This is a genomic window from Brevibacillus fluminis, from assembly GCF_052072235.1.
Lineage (GTDB): Bacteria > Bacillota > Bacilli > Brevibacillales > Brevibacillaceae > Brevibacillus_D > Brevibacillus_D fluminis_A.
Genome location: NZ_CM125436.1, coordinates 4,875,174 through 4,895,711, shown reverse-complemented (window position 1 = coordinate 4,895,711; position 20,538 = coordinate 4,875,174). Strand labels below are relative to the sequence as shown.

Here is a 20,538-nt window from a genome sequence, read left to right as displayed (position 1 = left end):
GACTGGTCTTTTGTATATTCACTAGCCCAAATGCTTTTTGTACATCCACAGAACGCCGCTCTTCATGACGCGCGGCATTTGGCCGACGAGGGACAGCTTGCCCATCACGCCGAAGCCTTCTTTTTTCCCGAGGGAGCCGAGAGTTCCCTTGAGCTTGATTTTTGGCAGTGCCGGAATCGCGATGCCTTTCATTTCCGCTTTCAAGGCGACGGCGATCTGTTCACCCTGGCCTTCCGCCAACTGGGCGCTCGGCGCATAAGGGAGGCTCGCACAGTCACCGACAACATAGACGTTGCGGTAATCAGGAAGCTGGTTGTATTGATTCACAACAGCGCGTCCGCTGCCGTCCTGCTCGACAGGAAGCTCGCGGACGATACGGTTCGCCTGAATGCCGGCTGTCCACACGATGGCGTCGCTTGCGAGCGGCTGATTGTGATTGTAGACAACACCTTTTTCCACGCGATCGACTTGCGCGTGGGAAATCAATTGCACTTCATGCTCCACAAACCATTGGGAAGCGTATTGCTGCAGCTTTTTCGGGAATGGGCTGAGAATGCTTTCACCGCGGTCGAGAATGCGAATATTTAAATCAGGACGGCTTTCGCGCAGCTCGGAAGCGATCTCTACGCCGCTCAAGCCGCCGCCGACAACCGTTACTTGTCCGTACGGATTCACGTTGTTGATGGCCGCATACGTGCAGCGTGTTGCGTTCATGGTTTGAATGGAATGGGTAAACTCTTCAGCGCCAGGAATGTTATGGTAACGGTCCTCACAGCCTAAGCCGATTACGAGCCAGTTGTACTCCAGCGTATCGCCGTTGGCAAACAGTACAACCTGCTGTTCCAAGTCAACCTTCGTTACTTCACCGAACTTGGTGGTAAGACGGGAATCGGTTGGAAATGCTACTCGTACATTATGCTCAGGCTCGGTTCCGGCCGCCAAAGCATAATACTCGGTTTTGAGACCATGAAAGGGCATGCGGTCTACCAATGTGATAAAAACATCGTCCGGTAGTTCTGGGGTAAGCATGCGTTCTACAATCCGTAGACCCCCGTAACCTCCGCCAAGGATAACGAGACGTTTCATAGGAAGTATGGTCCTTTCTGTTTCTCCAATGTATTTGTTCATTTTGTTCTATCCAATCTATTTTTAGACGGATTTGTGCAAAAAAGCAAGCAGAATCTTTTTTCCCACATCTTCCACGCTGGATTTTTCACTCATTCGCGGTACAATAGAAAGGTGAAAGGCAACTTTCGTTCGGATTTGGGAAAGACAGGTGATAATCGATGAGACCGATCGTTGAGTTTTGTTCCAGCAACGTATCCTCTTACACCAAAAAGGTGTTTCAAATATTGGAAGAAGACACTGAGCTGGATGCCGTAGAATACGGCTGCCTCGGTCATTGCGGCGAGTGCTACATGGAGCCGTTCGCCCTTGTGGATGGCGAATTCGTCTCAGCGCCAACGCCGGATGAACTGCTGGTCAAAATCAAGGAAAAGCTGCGTGAATCAAAGGAAGCGCTGGAAAAGGACTTTCCCTTTTAATGGTGAAAGTCCTTTTCCATGTCTCTTTACGATCAGAGCCAAGGTGTCGAGATAGGTTTAGTATTCCTTGATTACGTTGTAGAATGTATCGCGCTCCAGCGCTTTTTTGCCGGCGCCTTGAATCAGCCAGACGAGATCGTCGACGGTTAAGCCGGCTTGGGTGAGAGCACCAGCAGCATGGCTGATCCGCTCTTCCACCAATGTGCCGTGAACGTCGGATGCGCCCATGGTCAGCGAAATTTGCGTCAGCTGCGTGCCGATGTTGATGAAATATGCTTTCATGTGCTGCACGTTATCCAGCATGAGACGGCTGATCGCCATCGTTTTCAAGTCATCGAAAGCCGACGTGCGGCGCTTGATGCCGGCAGAAGCCTTCATCGGCTGTACGGCGAGCGGGATGAAGACCATATAGCCGCCTGTCTGATCTTGCAGCTCGCGTACGCGCAGCATATGGATCACGCGCTCTTCCAATGTTTCGATCGAGCCGTACAGCATGGTGGCATGGGTTTTCAGGCCCAGCTCATGTGCGGTTTGGTGAGCGCGAAGCCAGTCGTCGGTACTCGCTTTTTCCGGGCTCATTTTTTCGCGGTAGCGTTCGGTCAAAATTTCCGCACCGCCGCCAGGCATCGTATCGAGGCCCGCCTTGATCAGCTCCTGGATCACTTCGCGGAAGCTGATGCCGGCAATGCGCGAGAAGAACTCGATCTCTGCGCCGGTGTACGCCTTGATGGCGACATCCGGGTATGCTTTTTTCAGCGTGCGGATCGTGTCCAGATAGTAATCGAACTTCTGGTGCTGGTTGTGGCCGCCGACGATATGGAACTCGCGAATGCCTGGGTAGAAGCGGGCTTCGACATAATGAAGCAGCTCATCCATGCTCATGGTGTACGCGCCTTCTTCGTCGATGTCGCGGCGGAACGCACAGAAACGACAGTTCGCTTCGCAAACGTTCGTCGGGTTGATGTACATGTTTTGCACAAAGTACACATTGTCCCCGTTCTTTTGCTGGTTCACATAATTGGCCAGCTGACCGATCGTCAAAAGGTCGTTGGATTGGAACAAGGCGACGCCATCTTCTTTTGTCAGCCGTTCTCCATGCAGTACCTTGTCGCGAATGGCTGCCAGTGATTTGTCCTGAGGTTGGAGTTCGAGGATATTCAAGACAAGTTCCTCCTTTCGTATGCGGGCTCATTCAGACTCGAATGAAAGCTCCGTTCTTTCGGGCAAGACAGAAACATCGTAAAACGCATCAAATACACCTGTCTTGATCCTGTCATTTACGCAGTCAATTCAGGTGGTTACAATAAAGAAAAGTAGAAAATCGAAGCATATGCGCTTCCCTAGAAAGAGACTGACCTTATTATAAAGCTGTTTAAGAAACGGAACAATCATAAACTAGAGGAAATAGGAGACGAGTTGGTAAAAAATTACAAAAACCGCCAATTCTTTATTCTTTTTCTTTATATGTTTGGTAATTTATGTTTGAAAATGACAGTAAATTCCTGTAGAATAAAGGCAAGTAAACTTCATATCAAAGGTAGGAGGAGATTATGATGCGGGAAAAGTTGCTCGAAAAAATCGAACTCCTTCGACAGCAAATGGTTAAATTGGGTTTGGAATGTGGATTGGATCATCCGGACGTACTGGAATGCAGTAAGCAGATCGATCGACTTCACAATGAATTACTCCAGATGGATCATGGCTCGTCTAAGGGGAAAGCATTGAATACGAAGCCTTACCGTTTTTATATATTGGAGTCCAAGATGAACTTTGCTTGAAAGGTAGCCTGCCGTATTTCGATGTGAAGCAAATAGCCAATCATGACGAATAAATACATCCGATTGCCCACAGGGTCGATCGGTTTTTTTGTTCGTATAAGAATTTATAAGTGCTTGCGCTTATAAATTCTGGAGCGGAAGAAAAACTTCCACAGATCGAAGGACCTGCTTCTCGAAAGGGCTTCTGAAAGAAGTTTTTCTTAACATAAAGGAGGCGCTACTTTTGAAAATCAGCAAGGAAAACGCAGAGCATTATCTATGGGGGGAGCGTTGCGACGGCTGGCATCTGGTGAAAAACGGGGCGCTCAGCGTCATTCATGAGCGCATGCCGGCAGACACCCAGGAGGTGCGGCATTACCATGAGCAGGCACAGCAGTTTTTCTTTGTCCTATCAGGTGTCGCTACGCTTGAGGTCGATGGGGAAGTCGTGACCATTGAACCGCATCAAGGGGTGGAGGTACCTCCGCATGTTCCGCACCAGATGATGAACAGGAGTGGGGCGGATGTCGAATTTTTAGTCGTTTCACAGCCAACCAGCCGGGGCGACAGGATCAATGCCTAAACTTGTTGAACATAACACTATCTGGATAGTGGGAACCTTGTTGGCGGACGATTTTCTTAGTATACTAAAGAGGAGAAAGTATGCTTCACAAGGGAGGGAATTAGCATGATCACATTGACGGAACAAGCTGGCTCGAAAGTGAAGGAACTGTTGGCGGCGGAAAACAATCCGAACATCTTCCTGCGTGTCGGGGTACGACCAGGCGGGTGCAGCGGCTTCTCCTACGGCATGGGCTTCGACGATGACGTTCGCGAAGGCGACCATACGATGGAGCAGTTCGGCATTAAAGTGGTTGTAGATGCGGACAGCTATCAATATATTAACGGACTCGAAATCGACTACAAGGAATCGATGATGGGTGGCGGCTTCACCATGCACAACCCGAACGCGATCGCAAGCTGCGGCTGTGGCTCCTCCTTCCGCACAGCGAAGGATGAAGGCAAAGTTGAGAAATGCGACGACTAAACGCCAGAAAAACCTCGATGGTATTGCCAAGCGCGTGCCATCGAGGTTTTTTTCTAAAAAAAGCGGTTTTCAGCATCACCCAAACCGGCGTTACATAGTACAAGGCGGACGAAGAATAAACTAATCGTGAGCCATGCGACACCAGTTTGCTGCAAATGCTCCTTTATTGCTGGGCGAGCATTTCATGCTGGAGACGCAGCTCCCGCTTGAGAATTTTGCCGCTCGGGTTGCGGGGGAGATTATCCGCGATCACGATGAATTTCGGCGCTTTAAACGATGACAACCGCTCCCGGCAAAAAGCCAAAATTTCGTCGGCAGTCAGGCTTTCTCCCGCTTTCGGGACGACGACGCCGGTAACCGCCTCGATCCAGTACGGATGGGGAACCCCAATGACTGCGACCTCAGACACTTTGGGGTGCTGGTAAATCAATTCCTCCACTTCCCGGCTGGATACATTTTCTCCGCCCGATTTGATCATATCCTTTTTCCGATCCACCACCGTAATATAGCCTTCCTCGTCCATCATCCCTAAATCGCCGCTATGGAACCACCCGTTATGAAAAGCGGCTGACGTTTTCTCCGGATCTCGAAAATAGCCCAGCATCGCATGGCTGGTCCGATGTACAATCTCGCCGATCGATCCGCGCGGGACTTCATTCCCTTCGTCGTCGACGATGATGGTTTCGACGTTGAGCGACGGCTTGCCTGCGGAGCCTGGTTTCCGCAGCTGATCATCCGGCTTGAGCACGGTGGCAAGCGGCGCTACTTCGGTCTGCCCGTAAAAATTCCAAAATTGCGCATCCGGTAAGCGCTTTCGTAATTCTTTTAACACTTCGACAGGCATGATCGCCGCGCCATAGTAGCATTTTTTTAGTGAAGAGAGATTGCGGGCCGCGAATTCAGGCGAGCGCAAAAGCGCAATCCAGACGGTCGGCGGGCAGAACAGCTGTGTTGCCTTGTACGTCTCGACCGTTTCGAGCAGCAGATCGGGAGTGGCTTGCTCCAAAATGATGCCGCTCGCCCCCAGATAGACGTATGGGCCGAGAAAGCAATGCAGCTGTGCGCTGTGGAAAAGAGGCAGAGCATGAATGGCGATGTCGTCTTCAGCCATGCTTCCGTCAATTATGGTGCTCACGTATTCGGAGATCAGATTTTTATGGGTCAGCATGACGCCTTTTGGTTTGGATTCCGTCCCGCTTGTATACAAGATATGTGCGATGTCATCATCTTGCAGCTCGACGTCCGGTTCAGTTGCGCTCGCGTGCTCAATCAGCTCGCGGAACAGGTGCCAGCCGTCCTTTGGAGCGGAAGGTTTGGAGATGATCGCTTTTAGGACGATGCTGCATCCTGCCTGCTCGATGGCGTCATCCGCCAATGCGGCGAACTCGGGGGAGGCGAAGCAGGCACTCACCTCGGCATGGCCAAAAATAAAGGCGACATCGTCCTTGTTCAGCATGTAATTGATCGGGACGAGAATGACGCCGGCTTTTGCGAGCGCAAAATTGAGGATGGCGAAGTCCAGGGAGTTGCGGGACAGCACTGCGGCGCGGTCGCCTTTTTGCAGTCCGGAAGCGTGTACCGCATTTGCCGTACGGTTGACGATCTCGTCCAGCTGTGCGTACGTAAAGCTTTCCTCGGCGTATTGCAGCGCCATTTTGGTCGGGAAACGCCTTTTGCTTCGGCGCAGCAAATCCCCTAACGTATTTCTTCTGACACGTTGAATCTCGCTCATGAACGACCCCTCCATAACAAAACAGGTTTGTTTTTGTGCCAATTGCGTTCGTGGTTGTTTTTCAGTATTATAACTCTTTTCTGAAAACTCACCAAGCAGAGGATTTGCCGCTCCCATAACGGAATGCTAAAGATAGCAAGGAAAGGAGCATGCCATGAAACGGAAATTTGCCAATCGACCGGACTGGAAACGAATTTACCAAAAAAGGTATGCATCGATGGAAAAACAAGGAAGTCGGTTTGCGGGGATCGTGACGATTTTTGCCATCGACGAGTTGCGTGAGCCGCTCGTCATGGGCTGCTGCAACGTCAGCGTCTGCGTCGCGGATGCTGGTTACGTCTGGCTGCAGCATTTTCCTGAAAACAGCCATTTTACGCTGACGACGATGTTCAATCAGGCAGGGGAGATCGTTCAGCATTATATCGATATTGTCAAAGAGCATGGGGTGACAAATGAGGGCATCCCCTGGTTTGATGATCTATACCTCGATGTTGTGAAGCTACCGACGGGCGAGCTTGAGATCATCGACGGTGACGAGCTGGATGAAGCATTGCAGAAGGGCGTCATTACGCAGGCCGATCACGATTTGGCGTGGCGGGAAGCCAACCGGATCAAAAGGCTGATCGAACAAAACCGGTTCCCGCTCTTTTCGCTTTGTGCGCCCCATTATCGGGAGTTGCTCAGAAGCGTATAGAAAAGGGGGGACCGGATTATAGGAGGGTGGATGTCACGCACTACGATCAACTGAAGGCGTGTCTTGCAAGTACGCAGCCATCCGTCGTCATATGGGCGTTAATGGGGCAGGAGGAGCTTTTGATCGAGCGGGGGCTTCATTACCTGCTTTCGCTCCTGTCGCCGCGCACAAGGCTGTTGTATTTGTCTACGGATGGAGTATTTGGGATCGGAAGAGGAGATTATCGCTTCACACCTGCGCACCGCTTTTCGATCGCTATAACTGGCAAAGTAAAATTCCGACGCTGCGGGCATAGTAGAAGAGAAAGGAAATCAACAAAGGAGGACACCGCATGTCAAACGAAAAACGCCCGACGACCGCTTCGGCAGGTTCCCGCAGCACGCCGCCCAAGACCGGCGAAAACACAACCCATAACCGTAAAAAATAAAAAACCGGGAGCTTGCCCCGGTTTTTTCATTCCCTATAATCGTTTTTAAAATTCCCAGCTGAATAAAATACAAACCGCCCCCATAGGGAGGCGGCTATAATCGAGCCCGATCGTTTATTTCTGGGTACTAACGATTATTCTCTTTGGCACATCTACCTCCGATGAAGAGGATGAGTTACCGTAAAGACTAACGCTTGTCTCCCGCGAAACTCTCGACGAGGTGATCCACTACATTGTCCACGGCACATCGCCTCCGTTACGGATTTGGGTCCGTTTAAATCGTTGACCACCGGGCTCGATGATAATAGTATGGCCAGCAAAAGGACGCTTATACATCCTAACAGAAGAAAAAATTTCCAAACGGTCCAAGAACAGCCTATTGAAGCGGATCGTTTCCTTGGTAATAATAGAGAGGCACACAATTCCTTGTATAACTGATTTTGGGGAAACTGCTTTATTCAAACAACCAGCCTGGAGTTGGTTGTTATTTTTTTTGCAGCATAGGGTCCGAAATGACGATTTGTGCATTTTTGTTCAGTTCGTCCACATAATCGTTCGGTGTCAGCTTTGTATTGTGCTGTTTGTTATAGGCAGCTGTCAGTTTTTGCACGAGCATCAATTCACGCAACTTGGTGGTCAATGTTTCCTCTGTATAGTTTCTGCGCTCCAAATAGGTCTTATAGGCGTCTTCGGAACCGAGTTTGGCTTTCAATTGCTTCAGTTGGTCCTGCACCTGTGCTTCATCGACAGTGGTTCCCGTTTTCTTGGCTTCCTGCTCGATCAAGATGCTGGACGTCATCGCGGTCAAGGTTTTTTCCCCGTATTTTTCCTTCATGGTGTCATTCAGCTGTTGCTCTGTTACTTTTTCGCCATTGATTGTGGCGACGGTAGCAGAACTATGTCCGCTGCCTCCCGAAGTGGCGACACCCAGGATGACCAGAGCCAAAGCGAGCACACTGATCGTCAGTATGGTCAGATCAAATTTTTTCACGTGATGGTACCTCCGTTTTTTTCGTGATAAGGTCTAGTACGTCGACTAGTATACAATTGAAATGTGGAAAAGCAATGAAAATGGTAACAAAAAACGATGGGAAAATCAGTATGACGCCCACTCGTCGACCGCAACGATCTGTTCCATCTGGCAAAGCGAGCACCATGTTACATGCATGCATTGCCGAAGGGAGAGATCGGGAAAGCCATTGTCCTTTTTCGCATCGTCGATTTCGCGGTAGGGACTGTAATCTCCGTAATAATCAGCCAATCTGCCGGTGTCTTCAAGCTGCAGGCTGCAATTGGGACAAAGCGAGGCTAAAGCGGTGAAGCCGTTGCAAATCGGGCATAACGATTTCATGAAAAAACCCCCTCCATTCCTACTTTGTGCGAGTTCGGAAGGCGCTATGCAGCGATGAGCGGTTCACAGGCAAGGAAAAGCCCCGGACAATCAAGCCCGAGGCGAAAAGGCGCTTATTTTTTAAAGTTATCCATGCTGGATGAGTGGCCAGGCTGCAGTTTGGCATCCGGGTTGATGTAGCCCATGGCATTGTTGACAGCGGTAGGCGCTTCGCCAAAACCCACCGCAATCAGTTTGACTTTTCCCGGATAGGTAGCGATATCGCCTGCCGCATAAACGCCGGGCATGCTTGTCTCCATTTTGGAGTTGACGACGATCGCGCCTTTTTCCAGCTCGAGTCCCCAGTTTTTGATCGGTCCGAGGGACGAGATGAAACCGAAGTTGACGATAACCGCATCGACTTCAAGCTCTTGCTCCTCTTTGGTCGTGACGTTTTGAATCACGACGCGCTCAATGTTTTTGTCGCCGTGCAGCGCGGTGATTTCATACGGTGTCACCACGTTCACTTTGGAGGCCATCAATGTTTCCACACTGTGCTCATGAGCGCGGAATTTATCGCGGCGATGGATCAGCGTCACCTGGGATGCGATCGGCTCAAGCATGAGCGACCAGTCAACCGCAGAATCGCCGCCGCCGATGACCAGCACACGCTGTCCTTTGAACGAATTGAGGTCCGTAACGAAGTAGTGCAAATTGGATTTTTCATATTTCACCGCATCCGGGTGCTCCAGACGGCGCGGTTCAAATGCGCCGACGCCCGCTGTGATGATCACGGCTTTGGAATAGTGGATGCCTTTGTCCGTTGTAATCTCAAACACGCTATCGTTATTTTTTACGACATTTTCGACTTTTTCTTCGAGGCAGATGGTTTGGTCAAATTGGGCAAGCTGCTGCTTCAAGCCATTGACCAGGTCTTGCGCCAAAACTTTAGGGAACCCCGCTACATCATAAATATACTTCTCCGGATAAAGTGCAGCCAATTGACCGCCAAGCTGCGGCATGCTTTCAATAATTTTGACGCTCGCTTGACGCATTCCGCCATAAAAGGCAGTAAACAAACCGGCAGGACCGCCACCAATAACGGTAATATCATAGACTTGATCGTCCTTTTGGAAAAGACTCAATCCAATGCACCTCCGGGTATAGGATGATGGAATAAAGCACACCTATTCATTATAAACATCATAACGAAAGAAAAAAAGGATATCGACCCAATATTGTGAAAAATAGCTTGAAAAGATTGTCGGATTATTGGTAAGATGAATACGATAATGTGAAAAGTTTGTGAAGCCTTTTTTTGGATAGAGTTGTGCATTTTTTCACAAAGTGCGGTTGCCTTTGTACTTCTATCTATTTGGCAGCGTAGCCGCAATGATTTGGGACATTTTATGTACGAACGGCTCTTTGTGAAATTTGCCACATTCTTTTCTCATAGATAAGCCAAATCGGAAAAGGAAGGGATTCTTCAATGAGCACGCCAAAAATTTTGATCCTTGGCGCAGGGTACGGTGGACTTTTGACAACGCTGAAGCTGCAGCAAAAGCTTCACTACAACGAAGCGGAAGTGACATTGGTCAACAAGCATGATTATCATTACTTGACCACGTGGCTGCACGAGCCGGCAGCGGGAACTGCTCCGGCATCCCGCGCGCAGGTGGACCTGCACAAGATCATCGACAAAACAAAAGTGAATTTCGTCAAAGGAACGGTTGCCAGCATCGAACCGGAGGCGCAGACGGCCACGCTCGAGGATGGCACTGTGCTTTCGTATGATTACCTGGTGATCGGCCTTGGCAGCGAACCGGAAACGTTCGGAATCGAAGGCTTGCGCGAGCACGCGTTCAGCATCCGCAGCATCAATGCGGTGCGCCAGATCAGCGAGCATATCCGTTACATGTTTGCCAAGTTCAAAAATGACCCGACCCATCCGGAATATTTGACGTTTGTCGTCGGCGGAGCAGGGTTTACCGGCATCGAGTTTTGCGGCGAGCTGGGCGACCGTATCCCTGAGCTTTGCGAAGAGTTTGATGTCAATCCGGATCTGGTGAAAATCTATAATATCGAGGCGGCTCCTTCTGCGCTCCCTGGCTTTGACAAGGAACTGGTCGACTACGCGATGGAAGTCTTGATGAAAAAAGGGATTGAGTTTAAAATAAATACGCCGATCAAGCAGTGCACGCCAGAAGGTGTCTTGCTTGCGACCGGCGAGGAGATCAAATCGGCGACGGTCGTTTGGACCGGCGGGGTTCGCGGCAACAGCATTGTCGAGCGCTCCGGCTTTGAAGTGATGCGCGGGCGCGTGAAAGTGGATGAATATCTGCGTGCGCCTGGTTATGAGAATGTATTCGTCGTCGGCGACTGCGCCCTCATCTTCAACGAACAAGGACGTCCGTATCCGCCAACCGCGCAAATCGCGGGGCAAGAAGGCGAAAGCTGCGGGGACAATCTCGTTGCATTGGTGCGCGGCGAATTGCTGCAAAAGTTCACGCCTGAGCTGCTCGGTACGCTGGCTTCTCTCGGTAAAGGAGAAGGCATGGGGCAGGTCGGCGGCAAGAAGCTGTTCGGCTCTTCGGCCGCTTTGATGAAAAAAGCGAGCGATCTGCGGTATTTGGTCAAAATCGGCGGTATTGGTCTTGCCATGAAAAAAGTAAAACTGTAAGAGGTATAGCGATGCGCCATTGCAGCGTTCAAGTCAGAGGATTGCTTACACGAGAAGAACTGGACCGTTACAACGGCTTGATGGAAGTCGGCGGCTTTCTGGAAGAGCAGAAGCGCTACGACCTGGCCCATCATGTCCAGCAAGAGATCGACATTTTGATTTTGCCGGCGATCGAGCGCCTGAAAGAAAAGGGGCGCGAGCGGGATCGGGAAAATCTGCGCTACATGATTGATAACGGGCTTTTGGATGAAGAAGACTGATTCCATCGCGCCTGACGAGAACAGCCGCCTTTTTACAGGGTGGCTGTTTTTGCTATACAATGGGAAAATTAACGTGTCAGGTTGGCCAAATGAATGGAGGTAGCGAAAACATGCCGAGAGATTCAAAAGTATGGCTAGGCGCGGCGGGAATTGTGCTGCGCAACAATGAGGCATTGGTCGTGAAAAAAGCGTATGGCGGCATGAAGGGCAAATGGTCGTTCCCCGCAGGCTTCGTCCAGCAGGGCGAGCGCGTCGATGAAGCGGCCGCGCGCGAAGTGTTCGAAGAGACAGGCATTACGGCGCGTCCGCTGCAAGTGGTCGGGGTGCGTTCCGGTGTCATCAAAGAGGAAATCAGCGATAACATGGTTGTCTTTTTGATGGAATACGTGAGCGGCGAACCGCGTCCGCAAGCAGGGGAAATCGAGGTCGCGCAGTTTTTGCCGGTGGAGGAAGTGCTGGCAAGCCCGCTCTCCACGCTCTACATGAAAGCCATTTTGCCGAGAGTGCTGGAGCAGCCTCCCGCGCTGATCGGCAAAGATTACCCGGTGGACCCGGTTTTTGGCTATACTTCCTATAAAATCTTTTCCTGATTTCTTTGCAAATGTGGGCTGATCTGGTATAGTAAAAAAACATTATCGAAACTTTCAGTTAATTCAGATCAGTCAACAGCCAGCAAAGAAAGGGGAATGAGCGAATGAAGCCGATCGTTTCTTTTGAGAACTGCTTGTATTGCAGCGGAGAGGGATATTTCCACGTGATGGTCGGGGGGACCGAGAGCTGCCCACAGTGCCAAGGCACTGGAAAAAATCCGGAGGACAGGGCGGTCCCGCTTGCCGTCATGACGGGAAAATAGCGAATCGCCATTTCCAGATGGATTGACCCACGCTGCGCTTTTCGCTACACTAGACGCTAGAGAACACACGTGTAGTGGAGGCGGCTTATGAATATTATTCAATTTTTGATTTCCATTGTGCTGTTTACGATTCTCGCGTTTGGAATCGGTTTTATTTTAAATATGGTGCTGCGCACGACATGGTTGCCGGTTATCGTATGCGTCGGAGTCGTCGTTGGTGCGCTTGTGTTGAAAAATATTGTCCCCACTGGTTACGATTTGACGATTCTTCTGTTCGGCATGGCCGGCTCCGTGATGAGCGGCTACACGATTCAGCTGTTGCGGAAAAAAGGGTACCGAATGTTTTAACGGTGGCGGGAAAAAACGAAAGCAGGCGAGAAATCAGCCTGCTTTCGTTTTTTTCATTATGAAGGGATCAGTTGGTTGCGGCTTGAATGGCGTTATCCCAGGATGGAAAGTAAAACAGCGCGTTGCGCATCAGCTCGGGATCGGCTGCCTTGACCGCCTTTTTGGCCAACGATCCGCCTCCCGCCTGGATGGTGCGAATGCGTTCCAACACTTGATTGTTGCTCATCGAAGGGTCCATCAGAAACATCTCCTTATGAGTGGGATAGTACCAGTCTGGAAAAGGATGGCGGGCTTTAAACCATTTTCGTTCAAGCAAAAATGTTCGGATGATTCCAATCAATCCTGTGCATTTATGTATACTTCTCTCATTTCTGGACATGACTAGTTGATGAGAGGAGGTTCATTGCTGAATGAACGCGAAGAATTGGAAGAAGTTTATTAGCGCAGCCGCACTCGGCTTGATGCTCCTGACCGGGTTCGCTACCACAGGTTACACGTACAATGTAGCAGAAACGTATTCCAGATGGGACAGCTTTGGTGTCTCGGAAAAACGGGAAGGGGAAAAGGTTGTCAAACGACGCACCGTTTCCGCCAGCTCACTCACACAAGTCATTGATAAAGACGAATACATCGATAAATCTTTTGAACAATATCCAAAAGTGCGTGTTGTGGCGACAGGGTACTATTCAGGCATTGAGTCCACGGGGAAAACGCCGGATCATCCGACCTATGGCATCACATATTCTGGGGTGAAGGTGCAGCGCGCGACGTATTCGACGATTGCGGCTGACTTGCGAGTGTTTCCTTTAGGGACCGTGCTCTACATTCCCGGTTATGGCTATGGCGTGGTAGCGGACAAAGGCGGAGCGGTACGCGGCAATACCATCGATCTTTATTTTGAAACGAAAAAGGACATTTTTGAGCAGTGGGGCAAAAAGACGCTGGAAGTGTATGTGATCCACCGCGGTGGCGGAAAAGTCACCGAGGCGATGATGAAGGGTTTGAATGAAAAAGGAATCGCCGCAATGGCGCAGCCGATCGAGTAAGGCATACAAAAAGCCGGACGGAAGAGAAATCTCTTTTGTCCGGCTATTTCATGTCGGCAACAGGATGGATCAAACCGATCAGTTGCTCCAGACCATCGAGAATGCGCGGCGATGGCCGACAAAAAAGACCTTCCTCCAACAGATGGACATTGCCGCTGGTGATCGCACGCATCGTTTGCCATTCGGGGCGGTCCGTAATCATTTCGCGCTTGATCCGTTTCAGTTCGATGCCGCACCAGACGATGCAAATATGTTCAGGATCGCGCTCCGCTACCATCTCACGGGTCGCCTTTACGTTCGCTTCGGCAAAGTCGGCGAATACGTTGACCGCACCGGCCAGCTCGCTCACATCGGTTAGCCAGTTGCCCCGTCCTGGCGTGTAAATCGGATTGGGCCACCATTCCCAGTATAGCTTGGGGCGTTCAGCAAAAGCGGCTGCCCGCAGACGCAGACGCCCGAGCCGTTCGGTGAATCGCTCCGCTGCGATTGCCGCTTGCTGCGGGATGCCCGCCGCCTGCCCGACCGCGAGAATGTCGGCGGGGATTTCATCGAGATGGCTCGGATTGAGCACAATATGCGGAATATTCCGTTGCTTCAGCAGGTCGATATTCCGCTCCATCCCCGGTACGCTCAAGGACGCGACAACCAGATCGGGCGAGAGCGCTTCGACTTTTTCCATATCGATGGTCAAATCAGGCCCCACACGCGGCAGATGCTGCCATTGCGGCGGCCAATCCGAATGATCATCCAGGCCGACGACTTGCTCATCGAGCCCCAGCTCGAAAAGGATTTCCGTGTTGCTGGGGCAAAGGGAGACAATTCGCATGTGATTCCCTCCATTTTTGCAAGTGTAAGACGAGAGTGGGCACGCTAGATGGTGTAAAATGAATAATACATAACAATGGCGATCAGGATGCCGAGCCAGCCGCCCATAAACACTTCAATGGGCTGATGCCCGAGCAGTTCCTTCAGCTTTTTCGCTTTTTCTTCTTTCGGCTTGATCTTGAAAGTGCGCATGCCTTCCAACAGATGGTTGAACTCGTCAACCAAACGATTCAACACTTCCGCATGCATGCCGGCATGTCTGCGCACGCCCGCCGCGTCGAACATCACGACAATCCCGATAATCGCGGAGATGGCAAACGAGCTGCTGTCAAAGCCTTCGCGAATCCCGACCGCCGTGGAAAGCGCGGTCACAGCGGAAGAGTGGGAGCTGGGCATACCGCCCGTGCTGAACATCAACGGCCATTGCCATGTTTTGGTCGCCAGAAAGTGGAGCGGAATTTTGATAAATTGTGCGATGCCGATTGAAAGGAGTGCCGCCCATAAGGGGAAATTGTTTAAAATTATGCTCATGAATCAGGACCGGTCCTTTCCGTAAACTGTTGCTTCTGACATTATTGTATCAGAATCGCAAGTGAATCATCCGTTAAGTTTTCATTAGTAACGTGCACAGCTTGGACACGCGCGAGGAGTGTGGAAAACGATGACTGCCCAATACCCGGAGCAATACTACGAATTTTTTCGCAAGTTCAACGTCGGCGAGTATTATGAATGCCACGACCTCCTTGAGGATATATGGATGGAGGACAAGACCAATAAGTTTCTGCAAGGAATGTTGCAGTTGGCTGTGGGCATCTACCATTTTGAATGTGGTAATATGAAGGGAGCGAGATGGATGTTTACCAACGCCCGCAAATATCTCGCAAACTACACGCCGGTTTATTGGAGCTTGAACGTGGAGCAGGTGATCGACTACATCGAGGAATGTTTAGCTGCTTTGCCCGAAATCGACAGCATTCCGTATCAAGAAGTGAAAAGCATCCCGTTTCCGTATCGAAAACTGCAACTTGAGCAACAATCATAATCGAGATTGTACCATAATATCAAGACCTCGACAAAGGAGTGTTTACAATGGCATTCACAAATCCAGACAATGACAAGCGCCGCCAGATTTTGGTGGACGCAAAAACCATCGCGGTGGTGGGCTGCTCGAACAAACCGGACCGCACCAGCTACATGATTGCCGCTGCCATGCAGCATGCCGGCTACCGGATCATCCCGGTCAATCCCGTCATCGCAGGGCAAACGGTACTGGGCGAAACCGTGCTCGGATCGCTTCTGGACATCCATGAGCCGGTGGACATCGTCAACGTGTTCCGCCGCAGCGAAGAGACGCTGCCGGTGGCGGAAGATGCCGTGAAAATGGAGCATAAGCCAAAAGTGTTTTGGCTGCAGGAAGGCGTATATAATGAAGCGGCTGCGTCCCTGGCTGCCGAGCATGGCATCGAGGTCATCATGGATCATTGCATCAAAGTGGATCACGCCATTCTGGTTCCGCGCAATCGCTAAAGGAGGGCATACATATGGAGTTGGACCAACAGCAGGGCGGCGCTCCGGCAAAAGACCGCGTGCCGCCGAATCAAAAGGTGACGACAGGCTTTCCGGTGCTGCACTACGGCGATGTGCCTGTATATGAAGATTTGCGCGACTGGACGTTCCGTCTTTTCGGTGCAGTGGAAGAGGAGCAGACGCTCACTTTCGATCAGTTGCTGGAGCTGGGCACGACCCGCGTAACCAATGACATCCACTGCGTGACCGGCTGGAGCAAGCTGGACAACGAATGGGAAGGTATTCCCGTCGAGGCGGTCGTCGCGCTGGCAAAAGTGAAGCCGGAAGCCAAATATGTCGTGCTGCACGCCGAACACGGCTGGACCGCGAACATGCCGCTCGCCGACTTCATGGCCGCGGGCAACGTGTTTGCCACCAAGCATAACGGGGAAGCGCTGACGCCCGATCACGGGTATCCGCTGCGCTTTGTGATCCCGCACCTTTATTTTTGGAAGAGTGCGAAATGGGTGCGCGGTGTGGAGTTCGTGGAGAAGGATAAGCCGGGGTTTTGGGAGAAGAACGGGTATCATATGTATGGAAATCCTTGGAAAGAGCAGAGGTTTGCGTGGGATTGAATGGGAGGAGGAGAGGCGGGAAACCGCCTCTTTGTTTGTTTCAAAGGGTGTTTTACCAATATATTTTAGAGTGCAAAAAGGGTTGAATTTTGTATCATGCAGATAACTGTGGTCAGGGTGATGACCATAAGAGCTTTGTGCGGCTGCTCTTTAGGAGCTAGGTAATAAGGTTGATGATTCAGGGGGAATTCCAGCACCTATTCATGATGTTCACAGAGGCTGGGCAAAGCAAAAGTACCTTTACGTGTGTCTGTTAAGGTAAGGTTCTTAAAGTGAATTTTATTCCAAACAAGCGTTTGACTCATGAATTCCGGTGATTCCTTAAAGCAGGAAAAACCGGCTTTTTCGTATCCAAAAGTTCAATGTATCCATAAATGGTAATTGTGCATAACCCTGTGGGTTTTCTGTGTATATATTGTGCGCATGTTGATAAGTTTGTTGATAACGTGTGGATAATGTGTAAACCTCCTATATTCTCCAAACCTCGATATTCCCCCAACGCATACGACAAAATGTCATATGACATTATAAACAGTTTATCACTAGAAAAGCTGACAATAAATTCCTACATTATTTTTAATAGCATGAAGAGGGGGCTGAATCGTCGTGATGGACTATGGGAGTGACACGCCAATCATCGAACTGAAAAGAAGAGAAATTCTGTTCCTCATCAAAAAAATAGAAAGCATCCCGGATCTGAATACAAACGATTGTGTTAGACAATTGATCGTATGCCTGAACCAATTATGCAGAATCACGGTTGTGACTCCTCCAATCACAGAAATCATGATTTATCTTCATACGTATAAACCCGTTCTCCATGATGCTACTCGAGCAGCAACGAGAACATCTACCGTCCTACAGCTATTATTCCAGATACAAGGGGACATCCAATTGGCAGAACGAAAAATCAGGCAATTTATCCGTAGTGGTTTTGTTGAAGGGAAGAACACTGTTGTTGCTAAGAAAGGTGAGCGATGTGAGTAAAAGCTACAGTCTCTCTTTTTTTCATAAAAATCTCTTACTATCGGTATCCATCGTTCTTTTCATCAGTTCGATTTTGACGGCTGCTCAGTATTATTTACAGAGCGAGGCGACAACCGACTTATTCAAACAGCAGGCATTAGGAATGGGGAACGTAATCGTTAAAACCTTACATCCAGAAGACGTAAGGGAGGTTGCCACAGCCCCGCTTGTGACGGACCATGGACAACAAAAACTGATGCGACAACTTGATTTGTTAACCCGAGAGAATGATACCCTGATACGAACGTATCTATTCCCCTCAGAAATAGACAAGCAGAGTGGCCTAATCATTCTTTCGGCAGCCCCTCGTTCCAATGCAGGATTGGTTCCCGGCTCCACGTACCACCCGCCCCAAATTTTGCTTGATGCGGTTGGAGAAACGCTGACGAATAAGAGAGCGACTACGACAAATCTGTACCATAATAAAACAAACGACGTGATCAGCGTTCTGATCCCCCTTGCTGACGGGGACAAGGTGATCGCTGTATTCGGAGCCGATCTGGATGCGAGCCTCATCGAAGAATATCGGATCGAGCTGCTTGGCAAAAGTTTGGGTCTCTTCATCCTTCTTGCAGGAATCGCCATGGTCATACAAACCATTATTATTCGAAAACTTCTATCACCTGTGAAAGATTTGATCAATGCTTTTATGGAGTAAGCAATCAAGACCCCTTCGTGGGCTTCCTTTTCTGTGTAGTGGGGCACAAACGAGGGGGCTTCTTTTGCATTGTTATTTCTCTTAATTGACAATATATTCAGAATCACGGATGATTTAGGAGACTAAATGTGAAAAAAGTGCGTAAGGAGATTTGATATGTTCAATTGGATTAAAGCAAAATGCCTATCAAATCTAGAACAGGAGTCGCAGCGCAACAACTTGTTCTTATTTTTACTGATTATCGCCATTATTTTGGGAGAAGCCAATATCCTCTTGAATGTTCCGTTTTTTAACGACGAAAATATTTATTTTTTATTTGCTGCTACGATTGGGATTTCACTCGGAATCATCTGTAATCTTCTCGTCACCACGTATTTCAAGTACATCATGATGTTCTTCATGTTTTTGTTTACCGTTCTCCATCTCTATTTGTTTAGTCCATATCCGGCAGTATTTCAGATGTTTTACTTCTATTTGGCGATCTCTCTTATTTATTTGAATTCACGATTAATCTTATTTTTTGGGTCCTTAACCGTCGTTTTCACGTTTGTGGGTCACTTGTTTTGGAAGGAGATTTTTTTTCCATGGTCCGACTTTAAGTATGTCAACATTCCATTAGGGCTGTTTATTGAGACCACCCTTGTCCTTTGGGCAATTACGAAAATCGGCACAAGTTATAACCTGATTGAGAATTCGAATCATCAAATGAAGAAGCTGTTAAAGGAAAATGAAGAGCAACTGGAGTTAATCGAGCGACAGAACAAGGTGTTAGAACAGTATGTGAATCAAATTGAGCAACTGATCCTTCAGGAAGAGCGCAATCGCATGGCGAAGGAATTGCATGACACGATCGGTCACACCATCACATCGCTGATTATCGGGATGGAAGCAACCAAAAATGTTGTGTTCACGGATTCCTCCAAGTCGCTCGCTACGCTCGACCATTTAATTGAAACAGCACGCAACTGCTTGGATGAAATGAGACAAAACGTCTATCAAATATCCATCCAGAACAATCGGGAGAACCTGGAAGAACAGATCGAGGGAATCCTGCAAGAATTCCGCCAGAATACAGGGACAGAGGTTCGTGTTCGTTCATTTGGGGATCGATATGAAATGGGCCAACAAGTCAATTTTGTATTTGTCCGCTGTTTACAGGAGTCGTTAACCAATGCCCTGCGGCACGGACATGCTACCTCGATCGACATCTCCTTGTTCTATCAATCCGAAAATGTAAAACTGATCATTCAAGACAATGGAAGCGGATTTGATGAAGAAAACATCGGTTTTGGACTGCGTACGATGCAAGAAAGAGTCGAGAGCATCCAAGGAAAACTGACCATTTCATCGGAACAGGGAAGAGGAACAAGTATTATCGTTCACATTCCACGCCAACGCTACCTTGCCAAGAATGAAATTAGCGTACTGATTGTGGACGATCATGAGTTTATTCGAGAAAGCTTTCAAATACAGCTTTCTTTAGAGAACGATGTGGATGTAGTAGGAGTTGCTTCGAACGGGAGCGAGGCTGTCCAACTTTGTGAGGAGATGCAACCCAACGTTGTTTTAATCGATATTCACATGCCTGGAATGGATGGGGTAGAAGCGACCAAAATCATCAAGCAAAAATGGCCCCATATCCGCGTCATCATTCTGACGACGTTTCATGAGGTCCAGTATGCGGTTGAGGCGATTAATGCGGGGGCAGAAGGATACCTGATGAAATCGACCAACCCCAAAAACATAGCGAATGCCATCCGACTGGTTTACAACGGAGGCGACCTCATTTCTCAGGAAATGGCAAAGCTGCTCATTTCAGAGATCCGGTTAAAAGAGAATCAGAAAAACGATTTCGCGGATGAGGCGTTGATCGATACGAAGAAGTTCAATTTGAAGGAACGGGAAGTCCAAATACTAAAATGCCTGACACAAGGGGTTAAGTATAAGGAGATTGCCATTCGACTCAATCTTTCGGAAGGCACTGTACGTAATTATATTTCAGCGATCTACTCCAAACTGGAGGTGCGAGGGCGACAGGAAGCTACACGCGTAGCCAAAGAAAATAGAATCATTTAATGAGCAAAAATTCCTAGAGATTCTAGGGATTTTTTTGTCATATGACATCTTTTATGACCACTTGATGACAACAGTTGGCTACATTAAAGGAAG

At 49.3% G+C, this 20,538-nt stretch carries 26 protein-coding genes; 17 read left to right on the top strand and 9 right to left on the bottom strand.

Features of this window, described 5'->3' with window-relative positions:
• Positions 1 to 21 precede the first annotated feature (21 nt).
• Positions 22 to 1,086, bottom strand: a complete 1,065-nt coding sequence (locus ACTID9_RS24045; protein WP_441067442.1) for an NAD(P)/FAD-dependent oxidoreductase — start codon at positions 1,084 to 1,086, stop codon at positions 22 to 24.
• A gap of 200 nt (positions 1,087 to 1,286) precedes the next feature.
• Between ACTID9_RS24045 and ACTID9_RS24040 the strand changes: the two genes are divergently transcribed.
• Positions 1,287 to 1,544, top strand: coding sequence for a DUF1450 domain-containing protein (locus ACTID9_RS24040; protein WP_441067440.1), 258 nt, complete (start codon positions 1,287 to 1,289; stop codon positions 1,542 to 1,544).
• A 57-nt stretch (positions 1,545 to 1,601) separates the two neighbouring features.
• Here the strand turns inward: ACTID9_RS24040 and mqnE are convergent, their stop codons facing one another.
• Positions 1,602 to 2,705: an aminofutalosine synthase MqnE gene (gene mqnE, locus ACTID9_RS24035; RefSeq protein ID WP_441067438.1), complete on the bottom strand. Its 1,104-nt coding sequence runs from the start codon at positions 2,703 to 2,705 to the stop codon at positions 1,602 to 1,604.
• A gap of 389 nt (positions 2,706 to 3,094) precedes the next feature.
• Between mqnE and ACTID9_RS24030 the strand changes: the two genes are divergently transcribed.
• The 3 genes from ACTID9_RS24030 (at position 3,095) to erpA (ending at position 4,349) form a co-directional block, all read left to right on the top strand.
• A complete protein-coding gene (locus tag ACTID9_RS24030) occupies positions 3,095 to 3,322 on the top strand; it encodes an aspartyl-phosphate phosphatase Spo0E family protein (protein WP_246009443.1) in 228 nt (75 codons plus the stop codon).
• A gap of 223 nt (positions 3,323 to 3,545) precedes the next feature.
• Positions 3,546 to 3,884, top strand: a complete 339-nt coding sequence (locus tag ACTID9_RS24025; RefSeq protein ID WP_441067435.1) for a cupin domain-containing protein — start codon at positions 3,546 to 3,548, stop codon at positions 3,882 to 3,884.
• 105 nt (positions 3,885 to 3,989) lie between these two features.
• Positions 3,990 to 4,349 (top strand): iron-sulfur cluster insertion protein ErpA, encoded by a 360-nt coding sequence (gene erpA / locus ACTID9_RS24020; protein WP_441067433.1) that lies wholly within the window; start codon positions 3,990 to 3,992, stop codon positions 4,347 to 4,349.
• 163 nt (positions 4,350 to 4,512) lie between these two features.
• On the opposite strand, the gene ACTID9_RS24015 is transcribed toward erpA, so the two are convergent.
• Positions 4,513 to 6,081 carry an acyl-CoA synthetase gene (locus tag ACTID9_RS24015; protein WP_441067431.1) on the bottom strand — a complete coding sequence of 523 codons (1,569 nt, stop codon included), beginning with the start codon at positions 6,079 to 6,081 and terminating at the stop codon, positions 4,513 to 4,515.
• Positions 6,082 to 6,235: 154 nt separating this feature from the next.
• Between ACTID9_RS24015 and ACTID9_RS24010 the strand changes: the two genes are divergently transcribed.
• Positions 6,236 to 6,775, top strand: coding sequence for a DUF402 domain-containing protein (locus ACTID9_RS24010; protein WP_441067430.1), 540 nt, complete (start codon positions 6,236 to 6,238; stop codon positions 6,773 to 6,775).
• A gap of 911 nt (positions 6,776 to 7,686) precedes the next feature.
• Here the strand turns inward: ACTID9_RS24010 and ACTID9_RS24005 are convergent.
• The 3 genes from ACTID9_RS24005 to ACTID9_RS23995 form a co-directional block, all read right to left on the bottom strand.
• The gene (locus ACTID9_RS24005; RefSeq protein ID WP_441067428.1) at positions 7,687 to 8,193 is read right to left on the bottom strand and encodes a SurA N-terminal domain-containing protein; all 507 of its coding nucleotides are present in this window, start codon (positions 8,191 to 8,193) and stop codon (positions 7,687 to 7,689) included.
• Positions 8,194 to 8,298: 105 nt separating this feature from the next.
• Positions 8,299 to 8,553, bottom strand: coding sequence for a hypothetical protein (locus ACTID9_RS24000; RefSeq protein WP_441067426.1), 255 nt, complete (start codon positions 8,551 to 8,553; stop codon positions 8,299 to 8,301).
• A 113-nt stretch (positions 8,554 to 8,666) separates the two neighbouring features.
• Positions 8,667 to 9,677 (bottom strand): NAD(P)/FAD-dependent oxidoreductase, encoded by a 1,011-nt coding sequence (locus ACTID9_RS23995; protein WP_441067424.1) that lies wholly within the window; start codon positions 9,675 to 9,677, stop codon positions 8,667 to 8,669.
• Between the two features lie 344 nt (positions 9,678 to 10,021).
• On the opposite strand from ACTID9_RS23995, the gene ACTID9_RS23990 reads away from it, so the two are divergent.
• The 5 genes from ACTID9_RS23990 (at position 10,022) to ACTID9_RS23970 (ending at position 12,673) form a co-directional block, all read left to right on the top strand.
• Positions 10,022 to 11,212, top strand: a complete 1,191-nt coding sequence (locus ACTID9_RS23990) for an NAD(P)/FAD-dependent oxidoreductase (RefSeq protein ID WP_441067422.1) — start codon at positions 10,022 to 10,024, stop codon at positions 11,210 to 11,212.
• Between the two features lie 11 nt (positions 11,213 to 11,223).
• Positions 11,224 to 11,472, top strand: coding sequence for a hypothetical protein (locus ACTID9_RS23985; RefSeq protein WP_441067420.1), 249 nt, complete (start codon positions 11,224 to 11,226; stop codon positions 11,470 to 11,472).
• 110 nt (positions 11,473 to 11,582) lie between these two features.
• Positions 11,583 to 12,062 carry an NUDIX domain-containing protein gene (locus tag ACTID9_RS23980; protein ID WP_441067418.1) on the top strand — a complete coding sequence of 160 codons (480 nt, stop codon included), beginning with the start codon at positions 11,583 to 11,585 and terminating at the stop codon, positions 12,060 to 12,062.
• 104 nt (positions 12,063 to 12,166) lie between these two features.
• Positions 12,167 to 12,325 (top strand): YuiA family protein, encoded by a 159-nt coding sequence (locus tag ACTID9_RS23975; protein WP_441067416.1) that lies wholly within the window; start codon positions 12,167 to 12,169, stop codon positions 12,323 to 12,325.
• A gap of 87 nt (positions 12,326 to 12,412) precedes the next feature.
• The gene (locus ACTID9_RS23970; protein ID WP_441067414.1) at positions 12,413 to 12,673 is read left to right on the top strand and encodes a YuiB family protein; all 261 of its coding nucleotides are present in this window, start codon (positions 12,413 to 12,415) and stop codon (positions 12,671 to 12,673) included.
• Positions 12,674 to 12,740: 67 nt separating this feature from the next.
• Here the strand turns inward: ACTID9_RS23970 and ACTID9_RS23965 are convergent, their stop codons facing one another.
• Positions 12,741 to 12,911: a hypothetical protein gene (locus ACTID9_RS23965; protein ID WP_441067413.1), complete on the bottom strand. Its 171-nt coding sequence runs from the start codon at positions 12,909 to 12,911 to the stop codon at positions 12,741 to 12,743.
• A gap of 172 nt (positions 12,912 to 13,083) precedes the next feature.
• Here ACTID9_RS23965 and ACTID9_RS23960 point away from each other — a divergent pair, with 172 nt between their 5' ends.
• Positions 13,084 to 13,719: a 3D domain-containing protein gene (locus tag ACTID9_RS23960; protein ID WP_441067411.1), complete on the top strand. Its 636-nt coding sequence runs from the start codon at positions 13,084 to 13,086 to the stop codon at positions 13,717 to 13,719.
• Between the two features lie 43 nt (positions 13,720 to 13,762).
• Here ACTID9_RS23960 and ACTID9_RS23955 read toward each other — a convergent pair whose 3' ends face one another.
• Positions 13,763 to 14,545 (bottom strand): cobalamin-binding protein, encoded by a 783-nt coding sequence (locus ACTID9_RS23955; protein WP_441067409.1) that lies wholly within the window; start codon positions 14,543 to 14,545, stop codon positions 13,763 to 13,765.
• A 44-nt stretch (positions 14,546 to 14,589) separates the two neighbouring features.
• Positions 14,590 to 15,075 (bottom strand): divergent PAP2 family protein, encoded by a 486-nt coding sequence (locus ACTID9_RS23950; RefSeq protein ID WP_441067407.1) that lies wholly within the window; start codon positions 15,073 to 15,075, stop codon positions 14,590 to 14,592.
• Between the two features lie 130 nt (positions 15,076 to 15,205).
• Between ACTID9_RS23950 and ACTID9_RS23945 the strand changes: the two genes are divergently transcribed.
• The 6 genes from ACTID9_RS23945 (at position 15,206) to ACTID9_RS23920 (ending at position 20,445) form a co-directional block, all read left to right on the top strand.
• Positions 15,206 to 15,586, top strand: a complete 381-nt coding sequence (locus ACTID9_RS23945) for a DUF309 domain-containing protein (RefSeq protein WP_441067405.1) — start codon at positions 15,206 to 15,208, stop codon at positions 15,584 to 15,586.
• 47 nt (positions 15,587 to 15,633) lie between these two features.
• Positions 15,634 to 16,071: a CoA-binding protein gene (locus ACTID9_RS23940; RefSeq protein ID WP_441067403.1), complete on the top strand. Its 438-nt coding sequence runs from the start codon at positions 15,634 to 15,636 to the stop codon at positions 16,069 to 16,071.
• A 14-nt stretch (positions 16,072 to 16,085) separates the two neighbouring features.
• On the top strand, positions 16,086 to 16,685 hold the full coding sequence (locus tag ACTID9_RS23935; protein ID WP_441067401.1) for a sulfite oxidase-like oxidoreductase: 600 nt from the start codon (positions 16,086 to 16,088) through the stop codon (positions 16,683 to 16,685).
• 606 nt (positions 16,686 to 17,291) lie between these two features.
• Positions 17,292 to 17,672 (top strand): hypothetical protein, encoded by a 381-nt coding sequence (locus ACTID9_RS23930; RefSeq protein ID WP_441067399.1) that lies wholly within the window; start codon positions 17,292 to 17,294, stop codon positions 17,670 to 17,672.
• The gene (locus ACTID9_RS23925; RefSeq protein WP_441067397.1) at positions 17,665 to 18,369 is read left to right on the top strand and encodes a hypothetical protein; all 705 of its coding nucleotides are present in this window, start codon (positions 17,665 to 17,667) and stop codon (positions 18,367 to 18,369) included. Before ACTID9_RS23930 ends, ACTID9_RS23925 begins: the two co-directional genes overlap by 8 nt.
• Before the next feature lie 156 nt (positions 18,370 to 18,525).
• A complete protein-coding gene (locus ACTID9_RS23920; RefSeq protein WP_441067396.1) occupies positions 18,526 to 20,445 on the top strand; it encodes a DUF4077 domain-containing protein in 1,920 nt (639 codons plus the stop codon).
• Positions 20,446 to 20,538 lie beyond the last annotated feature (93 nt).